Annotated in this window: 9 protein-coding genes, 1 tRNA gene and 2 pseudogenes; 8 read left to right on the top strand and 4 right to left on the bottom strand. The window is 45.0% G+C overall.

What is annotated here, in order from left to right; all coding sequences use genetic code 11:
- Positions 1–75: 75 nt before the first annotated feature.
- Positions 76–1,560 carry an aldehyde dehydrogenase family protein gene (locus B4C70_RS13640; protein ID WP_023467170.1) on the top strand — a complete coding sequence of 495 codons (1,485 nt, stop codon included), beginning with the start codon at positions 76–78 and terminating at the stop codon, positions 1,558–1,560.
- Positions 1,561–1,616: 56 nt separating this feature from the next.
- Positions 1,617–2,006 (top strand): tautomerase family protein, encoded by a 390-nt coding sequence (locus tag B4C70_RS13635; RefSeq protein WP_029340806.1) that lies wholly within the window; start codon positions 1,617–1,619, stop codon positions 2,004–2,006.
- Between the two features lie 107 nt (positions 2,007–2,113).
- Here the strand turns inward: B4C70_RS13635 and yidD are convergent, their stop codons facing one another.
- Positions 2,114–2,398: a membrane protein insertion efficiency factor YidD gene (gene yidD / locus B4C70_RS13630; protein ID WP_290780332.1), complete on the bottom strand. Its 285-nt coding sequence runs from the start codon at positions 2,396–2,398 to the stop codon at positions 2,114–2,116.
- A 104-nt stretch (positions 2,399–2,502) separates the two neighbouring features.
- Between yidD and B4C70_RS13625 the strand changes: the two are divergent.
- From B4C70_RS13625 to B4C70_RS13615, 3 genes and pseudogenes are all read left to right on the top strand, one after another.
- Positions 2,503–3,467 (top strand): annotated as a pseudogene (locus tag B4C70_RS13625) (quinone oxidoreductase family protein).
- Positions 3,468–3,616: 149 nt separating this feature from the next.
- On the top strand, positions 3,617–5,935 hold the full coding sequence (locus tag B4C70_RS13620; protein WP_290780329.1) for a YhgE/Pip domain-containing protein: 2,319 nt from the start codon (positions 3,617–3,619) through the stop codon (positions 5,933–5,935).
- Positions 5,922–6,476 carry a TetR/AcrR family transcriptional regulator gene (locus B4C70_RS13615; protein WP_290780326.1) on the top strand — a complete coding sequence of 185 codons (555 nt, stop codon included), beginning with the start codon at positions 5,922–5,924 and terminating at the stop codon, positions 6,474–6,476. Before B4C70_RS13620 ends, B4C70_RS13615 begins: the two co-directional genes overlap by 14 nt.
- 15 nt (positions 6,477–6,491) lie before the next feature.
- On the opposite strand, the pseudogene B4C70_RS13610 reads toward B4C70_RS13615, so the two are convergent.
- Positions 6,492–7,127: pseudogene (locus B4C70_RS13610) on the bottom strand (sterol desaturase family protein).
- 127 nt (positions 7,128–7,254) lie between these two features.
- On the opposite strand from B4C70_RS13610, the gene B4C70_RS13605 reads away from it, so the two are divergent.
- Positions 7,255–7,533, top strand: coding sequence for a hypothetical protein (locus tag B4C70_RS13605; protein ID WP_195865882.1), 279 nt, complete (start codon positions 7,255–7,257; stop codon positions 7,531–7,533).
- 35 nt (positions 7,534–7,568) lie between these two features.
- Here B4C70_RS13605 and B4C70_RS13600 read toward each other — a convergent pair whose 3' ends face one another.
- Entirely contained in the window at positions 7,569–8,303 is a 735-nt protein-coding gene (locus B4C70_RS13600; RefSeq protein ID WP_290780323.1) for a metallophosphoesterase family protein, read from the bottom strand.
- 359 nt (positions 8,304–8,662) lie between these two features.
- On the opposite strand from B4C70_RS13600, the gene B4C70_RS13595 reads away from it, so the two are divergent.
- Positions 8,663–9,685: a PTS transporter subunit IIC gene (locus B4C70_RS13595; RefSeq protein WP_029340800.1), complete on the top strand. Its 1,023-nt coding sequence runs from the start codon at positions 8,663–8,665 to the stop codon at positions 9,683–9,685.
- 95 nt (positions 9,686–9,780) lie between these two features.
- Here B4C70_RS13595 and B4C70_RS13590 read toward each other — a convergent pair.
- Positions 9,781–9,853, bottom strand: a tRNA-Val gene (locus B4C70_RS13590).
- 185 nt (positions 9,854–10,038) lie between these two features.
- On the opposite strand from B4C70_RS13590, the gene B4C70_RS13585 reads away from it, so the two are divergent.
- Positions 10,039–13,179 carry an efflux RND transporter permease subunit gene (locus B4C70_RS13585; RefSeq protein WP_290780321.1) on the top strand — a complete coding sequence of 1,047 codons (3,141 nt, stop codon included), beginning with the start codon at positions 10,039–10,041 and terminating at the stop codon, positions 13,177–13,179.
- Positions 13,180–13,202 lie beyond the last annotated feature (23 nt).

Genomic DNA, 13,202 nt, shown 5'->3' with positions numbered 1-13,202 from the left:
GCACGGATGTGTTTTACTTCTTTTCATAACGTGAATAACTTAATTGTTATGAAAACGAATGGGAGATGAAATGATATGGCTCAACAAAACGAAGCAACATTGCATACAGATTTCACGAAGATTTACATTGATGGTCAGTGGCGCACAGGCGCAAGTGACAGCAACATGACGAACACGAATCCTTTCACGGGTGAAGAGCTCTTCACGATCTCTGCAGCGAATCAACAAGATTTAGATGACGCTTATGAAGCGGCTCAAGTCGCTCAAAAAGACTGGGCGAAAGTTCCTGCCTTAAAACGTCAAGGTCTCATCGAAAACTTCTTGAAAGTCTTGTACGAAGAGAAAGAAACGATCATCGAATGGTTGATTAAAGAGTCAGGAAGTACACGTATTAAAGCGGAAGGCGAATTCCTTGCTTCTGTCTTGATCGTCAAGGAAGCTGCGACATTCCCACTTCGGATGCACGGTGAAATTCGTCCATCGGTCGTACCAGGTAAAGAAAACCGGATCTACCGTAAAGCACTTGGCGTCATCGGTGTCATCAGTCCATGGAACTTCCCGTTCCACTTAGCTGTACGGTCGATCGCTACTGCCATTGCCATCGGGAACGCAGTCGTTGTTAAACCGGCTACGGACACACCTGTTTCAGGTGGATTGATTTTTGCTAGTCTATTTGAAAAAGCTGGATTGCCAAAAGGTGTCTTGAATGTCATCGTCGGTCGCGGTTCAGAAATCGGTGATGCTATCGTCGAACATCCTGTACCACGCTTGATTTCATTCACAGGATCCACTGAAGTTGGTCGTCATATCGGTGAACTTGCTGGTAAACACCTGAAGAAAACAGCGCTTGAACTTGGCGGAAACAACGTCTTCGTCGTACTTGATGATGCTGATCTCGATCGTGCGGTCGAATCTGCTGTCTACAGCAAGTTCTATCACCAAGGTCAAATTTGTATGTCGACGAACCGAATTCTCGTCGCTTCTTCGATTCATGATGAATTCGTCGAGAAATACGTCGCTCGTGTAAAAGAGCTACAATACGGTGATCCATCACATGATCGGACACAAGTCGGACCGCTCATCAACCAATCACAAGTTGAACGAATTCTTGAAGATCTCGAGAAAACAAAAGCTGCGGGTGCAACCGTTCGTGTCGGCGGCGAAGCAAAAGATAACGTCATCGCACCTACTGTCGTCACTGGTGTTACGAATGATATGCCACTCGCTAAAAATGAAATCTTCGGACCGGTTGCTGTCATCATCCCGTTCGATACGGATGAAGAGGCACTCGAAATCGCGAACTCACTTCCATACGGATTGAGTGGCGCTGTCCATGGTTCTTCTATTGAACGCGCGACTGCCTTTGCGCTTGAAGTCGAGACAGGTATGATTCACATCAACGATCAATCGGTCAACGATGAGCCACATATGCCATTTGGTGGTGAAAAAGATTCAGGACTCGGTCGCTTCAACGGTGAGTGGGTACTTGAAGAATTCTCGACTGTCCAATGGTTGTCTGTCATGCACGATCGTCGTCAATACAAACCATTCTTCGAGTAATATATGAGTAGGGTTTTCCCCCTACTCTACATAATTTTGTTAAGGAGTGATTTCACATGCCGTTATTACGATTCGACGTCATTGAAGGACGTTCAGAAGAAGAGTTAAAAACGTTACTCGACACCGCACACGATGCGATGGTCGAAGCATTTGATGTGCCGGAGCGCGATCGTTATCAAATCGTGCACACGCATAAAGCGCATGAGATGGTCATTCAAGATACAGGACTTGGGTTTGAACGGAGTAAAGATATCGTCCTCATCAGTGTGACGAGTAAAACGCGGACGGAAGAGAAAAAACAACGTCTCTACCAATTACTCGCCGAACGCTTACAAGCAAACTGTGGACTCGCACCGACTGATTTGATGGTTTCGATCGTTGAAAATGATGCAGCCGACTGGAGCTTCGGTCTTGGCGAAGCACAGTTTTTAACGGGTAAACTATGATCGTCTGTCAGTAGAACAAAAAGGGAAGTATGTTATCGGTAATTTCCGGTAACATACTTCCCTTTTTTGTTCTTACTTCATTAAACAAGAGAGAACCTTCACATGACTTACTCCTTCGTTTCTTCCGCCTTCTCCCGTGGATTTTCCCGTTGCAACGGTGCTTTCCAACTAAATTGATCGGGTTCTGGAACGAAGTCAAGGCCCCCTGGATGGAACGGTTGGCAACGTAACAATCGACGCGTCGTCAAATAACTACCTTTTACCGCACCATGACGTTCAATCGCCTTCATCCCGTAATGGGAGCACGTTGGATAGAATCGACATGTAGCTGGTTTCATGGGAGAGATGACTTTTTGATAAAAACGAATTCCTCCCATTAAGACACGCTTCATACTGTCCCTTCTTTCATCTTTTTTTCTAGTGTAACGCATCTGTCCATCATTTTCAGATGTTCTGCCTTATACTAAAAGCAGATTTAAAAGAAGGATGTGTTGAGATGAAGGCATTAACATTCCACGAATTCGGGAGTTCTGATGTATTACGCTTCGAAGACGTGCCAACGCCAACAATTATTGAACAGGAAGTTCTGATTGAAATGAAAGCGATCGGTCTGAATTTTGCAGACATCTATCGCCGAAAAGGAAACTACCATTTGGAAGGACAGCCCCCTATATTTTAGGTTACGAAGGTTCAGGCATCATCACAGCGGTTGGTTTAGCTGTTTCAACGTTCCACGTAGGTCAACGAGTTGCTTTTGCGGACGTTCCGCTTGCGAACGCTGAGTACGTCGCAGCACCCGTCGATAAATTGATTCCGCTTCCTGATGGTATCTCATACGAAACAGCAGCTTCTATCTTATTACAAGGGTTAACAGCGCATTACTTAACTCGTGATAGCTACCATGTCCAACCGAGAGATGTCGTCTTAGTGCATGCAGCCGCCGGTGGCGTTGGTCAGTTGTTGACACAGCTCATTCGTTTGCTTGGGGCAACTCCGATTGGATTGACGTCTTCTCCTGAGAAAGCACAGATTGCTAAAACTGCGGGCTGTGAATCTGTCTATTTATATTCCGAGAACTGGGTCGAGCACGTGCTCGCGCAAATTTCGGGTAAAGGGGTTGATGTGGTCTACGAATCCATTGGTTCTACCTTAATGGATAGTTTCCATGTGACAAAAGTCCATGGAACGGTTGTCTTCTATGGTATGGCAGGCGGTGATCCCGCACCTGTCGATCCACGTTTTTTAATGGATACGTCCAAAACATTAACAGGTGGCGACCTTTGGAATGTGTTAACGTCTTCTGAGGAACGCATCCGCAGATCGGGTGAGCTGTTTGATTGGATTTTATCTAGTCACCTTAACCTGTCCTCTCCGACAATTTTTGCTTTATCTGATGGAAAAGCAGCGCATGACTTTTTAGAAAGCCGACGTAGTACAGGAAAGTTACTGTTAATTCCTTAATCATTTTCTAGAGACGACTCTCCGTGAGTCGTTTTTTTGTGTGAAATTGGAATTATCGATTGATTTTTTATAATGAAGAGAGTAAAGTAAATCTCATCAAAACCTAAAACTCAAATTAGTTTTGAGTTTTAGAAAGGGGATTTGTATTTATGTTTCGCTCAGAATGGAAGAAATTGAAGAGTCCGATGATGATCGTCGTTATTCTCGCCCTCATTCTCGTACCGTTTCTTTACAACTCCATCTTCTTATCTGCATTCTGGGACCCGTACGGTCGTACAGAAGATATTAAGGTAGCTATCGTCAACGAAGATCAGGCGACAAAGTTTAAAGGAGAGAAAGTCGACATCGGGGATCAATTCGTCGATAAACTCAAAAAAAATGATGATTTTGATTGGCAGTTCTTGTCTCAGGATAAGGCCGAGAAAGAATTGCGTGACGGAAAGGTCTACATGACAGTCGTCATTCCAAAGAATTTTTCTAAAAATGCAACGACACTACTCGATGATCACCCGAAGAAGATTGAGTTAGAATATTACTTGAATCCAGCGAAAAACTACTCGGGAACACAAATTTCGAGTACTGCCGCAAAACAGTTAAACGAAAAAATCCGAAAATCCGTTACGAAACAATATAGTAGTGCTATATTCGGTGCGTTAAAGAAAATCGCAAACGGAATGGAAAAAGCGTCGGACGGTTCCTCTAAACTCGAGGACGGTAACCATAAAACAGCGGATGGCGCTAGAACACTAGCAACAAATCTTGGAAAACTCGCAGATGGCAGTCTGACACTGTCCGAAAAACTCGGGGAAGCGAATCAAGGTTCGAAAAAACTGAGTGATGGTGTCACGACACTCGACGAAAAGACCACCCTCTTCGCTCAAAAAACGGGTGAGCTATCTTCTGGATTGAACACACTCGATGAAAACAGTGGCAAGTTACAGGCAGGTGCCGCGCAACTTCAAGAAGGCGCAACAAAACTCAGCGGTGGCTCAACACAGGTACGCCAAGGGGCAGAACAACTGGCTGCGGGTACTGCTCAGCTTAATGAAAAAATTCCTCAGTTGACGGACGGATTAAATCAACTGGATGAAAAAGCACAAGCTGCGAATGCCTTTTTAACACAACTCAATCAAGATGCTGAACAGGCGAAACAGGACTTACGGGCTCGTCGCGAAGCACTTGAGGCAAACGTCGCTCAACTAAAAGAAGTTATTTCTGCTTCTGAACAGTTATCAGATGAAGAAAAACAAACATTACTCGGTTCTATTGGTTCATTAGAAAAAAATATTCAAAGTCTTGCTGCCCAAGAAGGTGCAATTGATCAGAGTCTTGCTCAAGCAACAGAAGCAACGAAGAAAATCGGTCAACTCGCCGCAGGTGGTCAGCAAGTCCAGTCTGCTGTATCGCAACTAAACGCTGGACAATTGAAGCTCGTCGATGGTGCGAAACAAGTCGAGTCTGGCGCACAACAATTAGCTAGTGGACAACAGACGTTCAATGAAAAACTCGGTCAGTATACTGCGGGTGTGCATAAAGCCGCAACAGGCGGTGCCCAACTAGCTGACGGCGCGAACCAACTGTCCGATGGTACACATCAACTTCAAGCTGGGGCTAGCGCGTTGAATAACGGATTAGGACAATTGGCATCTGGTTCTTCTACGATTACAGATGGTATCGGCAAAACGACAGAGGGTGCTTCAAAAATCGCGGATGCCAACACGAAACTTGAAGATGGAGCTAAAACACTGAAGGATGAGCTCAGCAAAGGAGCTAAAGACGCGACGGTCAAACCGACAAAAGAGCGGGATAATATGCTAGCAGAACCCGTCGTCTTAAAAGAACATGACTATTCGACGGTCAATAATTACGGTTCCGGTTTATCAGCTTATATCCTTAGTATTGCCTTGTTCGCAGGTGCCTTGATGTTCTCTTCGGTCTATCAGATTCGTCCCGAACATGGCGAGAGTCTGACATGGCGCTTCCTCGTCGGTAAATTATCACTTATCTTACCGATTGGCGCATTACAAGGTGTCGCAGCGGCCACAGCAATCGTCTATGTGCTGGATGCTGATGTCGCGAGTGTCCCTGCGCTCTATGGATTCGCTGCCTTGACAGGTATGACGTTCATTACCATTCTGTTCACGCTCGCGATGCTACTCGGTCGCGTCGGACAGTTCCTTGCCTTCTTACTACTCCTTCTTCAAATCGGTGGTAGTGGTGGAACGTTCCCTGTCGAAATGACGCCAGGGTTCTTCCAAGCGATTCACGCTTTCTTACCGATGACATATTCGGTCGGTGGATTCCGCGAAGCGCTTGGACTCGGTGTGACGGATGCCCTCGTATCCAATAGTCAAGTCCTTGCGACCATATTAGTCGTCGCATTAATCATCAGCTTCGTTGGAGGGCTCGGAGCCAAACGGATTCTACTCTCAACGAAAGCGAGACGAAAACAACATGACACAGTCTGATAAAGAAACTTTGATACTCGACTCAGCAATGGCTTGCTTTTCAGAACTCGGTTATAAAGGAACGACGATCGAGCGTGTCGCCCGACGCGCTCATGTCGGAAAACCAACCGTCTATCAATTGTTCGAAAGTAAACTCAATCTGTTTGAATCACTCGTAACACGTGTGTTGCAAGAGATGAAAGAAGAAGCAGAACGCGCTTACGTCGAACAGGCGACCGTAGAAGAAAATAAACAAGCAATGATCGACGCCATCGCCTATCATCAGCAACAACACTTATTCATTCTTCAAATCATCGAAGAAACACGCAACTTAAAATTACAAGAGATGCAGGAATTACGGATGCGGATTGAACGACATGTCGTCGAATATATCAAGACATTACTTGAGACTCGTCTTGCTCAAGACGATCGCGACATACCGGTCGATGTCACGGCCTTCTTGATCTTTCGAACGTATATCGCGTTGATTGCCGAATGGCCATCGATTGCGCGTCCACTTGAACTCGATACGATTCGACGTGCCATGTTGCGCGTTCTGTGAATAAAAAACCGCTGATCAATGGATCGGCGGTTTTTTATTATCCAATTCTTTTTCTAAATCACGTGCCGTTTGGCTAGATAAGACTGTTTTTTCATCCTTCAGCGTTCCAAATAACCAATCTCCTACCGGATTGGATACACCGAATCAATAATGTTCATTTTTGAAGTGATGTAACAGATGCGTCTTTTTCATCCATTTCCCAAAGCGTGTTCTCGGCTTTAGCGGAACATGCGCCACATAATGCTTCCACTCGTAAACAAGTAACATGACGATCAATCCACTCGCGGCTGCAGCTGTCGAGACGACAGATTGTGTCAGAAGATAGGTCAGAGCCGCAAAGAAACCAAGGTTCGGCAAGGAATACCAGACAGGTAAAAACAACAGATGCAGTTCATTCGGATGCGCATGATGATCGTAATGAAGTCGTTTCAACAATTTTCGTCCAAGCGCATTTTTAGGTGGTGGTAAATGGAACAAAAAACGATGCGTCAGGTATTCACTGAAACTAAAGACGATCAGTCCAAGACAAAAGAACAGTAAAATCGACCAATGAAACGGCTGAGCAAGGACATAACTACTGACCGCAATCAGTATTACGAGCATGATCAAAATATCCGGAAATAGAAAAAAACGGCGATAGATGTCTGACATAGATGCCCTCTCCTTTCTTTTTTCGTTACAGCGTCTAATCATACGTTCATTGATTCGTCATGTTTTTTTACTTCAAGTCGTGTAATCATTCTCACTCTTTCCCTTATACTAAATAGGGAATGGAGTGATGATCGCTTTGAGTTTATCGACCGGAATCATCTTCGTGTTACTCGCCTATACACTCATGTCGCTCTACGACATGTGGCAGGTATATCGGACAACTAGCAAGCTTTGGATGTTTGTATTATTTCTTGCAACATTGATCAGTCTCATCGTTGCCTTTTTTGTGGCCCCTGTCCTTGCGCTATTCTTTTACTGGTCACGCCATCCATTGAAACGAAACATCGGTATCGTGTTACTGATTGTCGTGTGCCTCATCTCAATTATGACGAAGCTATCTGCTTAATCGACTTCCTTCATGAACTACTCATGAAGGTTTTTTCATGTCCTACTACCGAAGAAGAGACGGCGCATCAACTCACGTTCCGGCATCTCCGTCGTATTGAGGACGTCTAAAAATGGTCGATCATCATATGAAAGCTTCAGGATTTCTGAACGGACTTGATCCTTCTCCCAATCAATGATTGCTACTGGGGCGATGGCTGTCTCCTGACATCCAAGTGCACCTGGATTAATAAAGAGTGTTTGTCCTGTCTCGACTTGTTGCGCTGGATGATGGTGACCGAAACCAATGATCCGCGCCTCACTTCCAGCAAACAGGACGGATAAGTTTTCTTTCGTTCCATCCACCGCTTGCTTTAACGGCTCTTCACCAATCTTCTTCGTCTTATCGGCATAAGCATAGTGCGTCAGGTGCATCGTTTGTTCCTGATGCATGATATTTAAGACACGCGGTAAACGTTCCAAATACTTTTGATTTTCTTGCGTCAACGTATCCGCAATCCATTGATGGTGCTCTTTCGCATGGCGGTAACTATCGGGATAGGTCTCCCCATGAATTAAAGCAAGGACACATTCATCATGATTCCCAGAAATCGTTTGAATATCAGGACGTTGCTTCAATAGATCAATGACTTCATTATGCTCTGGTCCAATGCCGACAAGATCACCGAGACAATAGACGGCATCGATATCTGGTTGTTGATCAAGATAGGACAATACTGCACGTAATGCTGATGCATTGCCATGAATATCTGTAAAAAGCATCACTTTCATGTAAACGCCTCCATTGTTGGTACATTAGGATTTCCCGGTGATACCGTGAATTCCTGTCAGATTTCAGGAAAAATAAATTGTCAGAAAATATTGATTATAAATCAAGAGCGTGTTAGGCTTAGAAAAATTCACAGAGAGGGGCACGATCGAATGATTCCGACGCAACAGCCATTTAACCAAGCCGGCCGACTGATTATTCTATGCATGAGGGACTGAAAACTTTTCCGATGATGAAACGGAAATGATTTTTGGGCCCTTCTTTCGATGCATCGAATGAGGCGCCCGCACAGAATGAGTGGCGCCTATCCCAAAAACGGATAGGCTTTTTTCATGGCAAAAAATAGAGATAGATAGAGAGGATGACAACGTTGAAAGAATATGCGATGGATCGAATGGTAAAAGTATCAGCTGGAATGGCAAATGCCGTTCTTGTAACACTTGGTGTCGGACTCCTGATTGAGACGCTCGGAAATCTTCTACATATCCAAATGCTACTGACGATTGGTGGTGTCGCAAAAGTACTACTCGCCCCTGCACTTGGTGCCGGTATTGCCTTTCAGCTCGGAGGAAACACACTTGTCCTGTTCAGCGCGATGATCGCAGCAACGATCGGTGGTGCCGCTCTTCAATCAACTGCTTCTGGACTCGTTCTTGTACCCGGTCAGCCGATCAGTGCGTTACTCGCAGCTGCCGTCGCTGTATACGTCGGAAAACGCATGACTGGAAAAACGAAATTTGACATGATGGTCATCCCGATGAGCGCTGTCCTTGCTGGCGGCGTGACTGGAATCGGTGCTGCTGCCGTCACGACACCACTCCTTACAAAATTCAGTGCCATGATCACAGCATCCGTTGAATCATCTCCAATCGCAACTTCTCTTGTCATTGCACTCATCTTTAGTGTCTTATTGATGTCTCCTGCTTCGTCCGCTGCACTCGCTATCGCTTTGCAACTTGATCCTGTAGCAAGTGCCGCTGCACTGATTGGCTGTTCCGCTCAATTCGTCGGCTTCACGTTGATGGCATACCGTCAGACGGATCCAGGTGGTTTGATTGCTTCATTCTTTGTAACACCTAAAGTACAATTCCCGAATATCGTTAAAAATCCACGTCTTGTCGTTGCACCGTTTCTCGCAGCGATGATTTCAGCTCCTGTCGCGACGCTTCTTCTCTCTTTGAAAGTACCGTACGAACTCGCAGGACTTGGATTAAATTCGATGATTGCCCCACTCAATATTTTCGTCAACCAAGGTCCTCAGGCGTTCCTCGTCTTCTTCTTGACTGGTGTCGTTCTACCTGGCGTCTTGACGCTCGTCTTCTATCGATTGACGACCGTCGCAGGGTGGACGAAGCGTGGCGATCTCCACCTCGAAATTCAATAAAACAATTTACCTCCCTTCCAACTATTCCTGATTGATTTCGGGAATAGTTTTTTAACGCAAAAAAATCGCTCCTTCGAAAAGGAACGATTTCGGTATGATTCTGACTGGGCTCGAACCAGCGACCTCTACCCTGTCAAGGTAGCGCTCTCCCAGCTGAGCTACAGAATCATGCTGTGTTGTTACTGGGTATGTTTTTATTATAGCAGCATATCGAAAAGTGTAAAGCCTTTTTAACAAAAAAATTTATCTTTTTTCAAAAAGATCTTTTCAAATAAAAACAGTTTTAAAGTTGCGGGTTCTATGAGTGTCTTCTACTATGTAAATAAGCACATATAAAAGAAAGGAGCGTTCATATGAACTTTTTAACCCGATTTAGTTTGAAGAACTCGGTTGCTGTCTTCATCATTGCAATCCTATTGATTTTAGGAGGCGTGTATTCCTTCTCACAATTAAAAGTTGATCAGTTCCCGGAAATCGAGTTTCCTCAGATTTCAATCGAAGCGGTTTACCCTGGTGCATCACCTGACGATGTCGATAAACAAGTCGTCTCAAAGCTTGAAACTTCCCTTAAAGGAATTGAAGGGGCTACCAAGCTAACAAGTTCTTCTTATGAAAGTATCGGTATCTTAAACATCGAATTCCCGTTCGATACCGATATGGATAAGGTCGAACAACAAATCGATGCTGCCATCCAAGATGCGAATATACCGGAGGAAGCAACGACGAAATTAAATCGTCTGTCCTTTGGATCGTTCCCGATCTATAATATCTCCTTCTTTAGCAAAGATGGCAAAGACATCGAAAAAATTCTAAAGGAAGATATCGAACCTGAACTTAATAAGATTCCAGGCATCAACAGCGTGTCGGTTGGTGGCTATAAGGATGATCTCGTTCAAATCACTGTCGATAAGGAGAAAGCGACGGAAGCGGGTCTCTCGCTCTCAAGCATCAAGGAACAAATCAATGGAAAGTATGTCTCGTTCCCATCTGGTCAGCTATCAGAAAACGATTCGAAAATTCCGATTCGCGTTGAGGAAAAACTAGAAAATCTAGATAAACTAAAAAATCTACAATTGACACCTGCTGCAGGTGCGGCTAGTTCATCAAATAACGGTCAAACAGGTGGTTCATCTGCTGGCGGTCCACCACAAGGTGCAACGCAAGGACCACCAAGTACAACAGGTGGAACAGCTGCAGATCAGGCGCCTGAACCTGCAGAACCGATTCGCCTAGAGGATATCGCAAAAATCGAAGCAGTCTCGCAACAAAGTGAAAAAACGCGTTACGATTTAAAAGATTCCTTATCGATGGCAATCACGAAAAAACAAGATGCCAATACAGTCGAAATCGCAGATGAAGTCACAAAGATCCTCAATAAATATGACGATCAAGTCGACTATACGATTGGGATCGATTCAGCGAAGGATATCGAGGAGTCCGTTGCGACACTCGTCAAAGAAGGATTACTTGGTGCACTCTTCGCATCACTCGCTGTACTCTTGTTCTTACGGAACCTCCGCGCGACGATCATCGCCATCGTCTCGATTCCATTATCATTACTCATCGCTGCTATCTTCTTGAACTGGCAAGATATCTCCCTGAACATCATGACACTTGGTGGGATGGCTGTTGCAGTCGGTCGTGTCGTCGATGATAGTATCGTTGTCATCGAAAACATCTTCCGGCGCGTCCGAAAATCCGAATCCGGTATGACGGATGAGATCATCGAACAATCGACAAAAGAGATTCTAAAAGCAATCACGTCATCGACGCTGACGACCGTGGTCGTCTTCCTGCCGATTGGATTTGTCGGTGGTATTACTGGTAAGTTCTTCTTACCGTTCGCTTTGACGATTATTTTCTCATTACTTGCTTCACTACTTGTGGCAATCACGATCGTACCGATTCTCGCGAAGTTTGCATTCAAAAAGGTACCAGCGGAAGAAAAAGAAGGAGTTCTTCAACGGTGGTACGGCAAGCTGATTGAAAAATCACTCTCGCACAAGGCGATCATCTTGGTCGTATCGTTCGTCCTTCTCGGTGGTTCCCTGGCGATCGTACCGCGTCTCGGCTTTACGTTCATTCCGAACGAAGCATCGAAGACCTTGACGGCATCGCTTGAACTTCCTGCTGCTACATCACTTGAAAAAACAAGTGACGTCTCATTTGAGATGGAAAAAATGTTCGACAAAGAACAAGCCATTGCTGACGTGACGACTTCTGTCGGAGCGCGTGACTTTACGACAGGCTTACGTCTCGATAATAAAGCAAGTTACTTCTTGAATCTAAAAGACGGCGTAAACGTCGAGAAAACGATCAAATCACTTGAGACACAGATGGAAGACATCGCTCAAGACGAAAACGTCGATGTCAAAATCAGTGTGGCTGAACTATCGACAGGTGGTCCTCCATCGAATAACAACGTCGATGTCGACTTGTTCTCGAACGACCTCGAAGCCCTTCAAGAAGCGGCAAAACTCGTCGAGGATAACATGTCGCAAAATAATGATTTGAAATATATCACGAACAACTTCAGCGAAAAACAAAAGCAGTATCTCGTAGAAATCGATCCTGAGAAAGCAAGTGATCGCGGACTATCTGGTTTCCAGATTCTCGGTACCGTTAACGATCAAACGAAGCCAGTCACGGTCGGAACGCTCAATCTCGACAATAAGGATCAAGACGTACAATTATCTTATGAAGAAGGACTCGTCTCGAAAGAAGATCTCGAAGACGTCCAACTCTTCTCAGCAAACGGTCCTGTCGCTTTGAAAGATGTCGCGAACGTCAATGAAGTCGAGACCTTCACATCGATTCAGAAACTCGACGGAAAAGTATATGCTCGCGTATCTGGACAAGTCAAAGGAGACGACGTTCAAAACGTATCAAATGCCGTAAAAGCTGACGTCGAAAAAATCGATTTACCAGACGGTGTCTCACTGACAAGTGGTGGCGGAAATGACGATACGGTTGAAATCTTCCAATCACTCGGAATTGCGATCGTCGTTGCAATCGGACTTGTTTACCTGACAATGTTGATTACGTTCGGAAAAGCTCGGATTCCATTCATCATCTTGTCCTCTCTGATCTTTGTTCCGATCGGTTCACTCGTCACGCTCTTCCTTGCGAATGAACCATTGTCTGTCAGTGTCATGATCGGCTTCTTGATGTTGATCGGAATCGTCACCACGAACGCAATCGTTCTCGTAGACCGCATCGGTCAAAACGTCGGACGTGGTATGCCGATTCGCGAATCATTGATTGAAGCTGGTAAAACGCGATTACGCCCAATCCTGATGACCGCATTTGCAACAATCATGGCATTGGTACCACTCGCATTAACCACTTCTTCAGGAACATTGATCTCAAAAGGTCTTGCCTTGACGGTCATCGGTGGATTAACGACCTCTACGTTGTTAACACTTATCATCGTTCCTGTCGTCTATGAATTGTTCTTCTTCAAAAAAGCAAAAAAAGAACGTACGACTAAGTAAATGCACATGAAAAGGAGCCTATC

This window comes from Exiguobacterium sp. UBA5002 (assembly GCF_002396765.1).
GTDB lineage: Bacteria > Bacillota > Bacilli > Exiguobacteriales > Exiguobacteriaceae > Exiguobacterium_A.
Note: the sequence above shows the minus strand (reverse complement) of the source record. Positions and strands in the feature narration are given on the sequence as shown.

Coding starts and splice junctions, on each gene's coding strand:
- B4C70_RS13620 (WP_290780329.1), top strand. CDS start 3,617: ATGTTTCGCTCAGAATGGAAGAAATTGAAGAGTCCGATGATGATCGTC.
- B4C70_RS13615 (WP_290780326.1), top strand. CDS start 5,922: ATGACACAGTCTGATAAAGAAACTTTGATACTCGACTCAGCAATGGCT.
- B4C70_RS13605 (WP_195865882.1), top strand. CDS start 7,255: ATGATCGCTTTGAGTTTATCGACCGGAATCATCTTCGTGTTACTCGCC.
- B4C70_RS13640 (WP_023467170.1), top strand. CDS start 76: ATGGCTCAACAAAACGAAGCAACATTGCATACAGATTTCACGAAGATT.
- B4C70_RS13595 (WP_029340800.1), top strand. CDS start 8,663: ATGACAACGTTGAAAGAATATGCGATGGATCGAATGGTAAAAGTATCA.
- B4C70_RS13585 (WP_290780321.1), top strand. CDS start 10,039: ATGAACTTTTTAACCCGATTTAGTTTGAAGAACTCGGTTGCTGTCTTC.
- yidD (WP_290780332.1), bottom strand. CDS start 2,398: ATGAAGCGTGTCTTAATGGGAGGAATTCGTTTTTATCAAAAAGTCATC.
- B4C70_RS13600 (WP_290780323.1), bottom strand. CDS start 8,303: ATGAAAGTGATGCTTTTTACAGATATTCATGGCAATGCATCAGCATTA.
- B4C70_RS13635 (WP_029340806.1), top strand. CDS start 1,617: ATGCCGTTATTACGATTCGACGTCATTGAAGGACGTTCAGAAGAAGAG.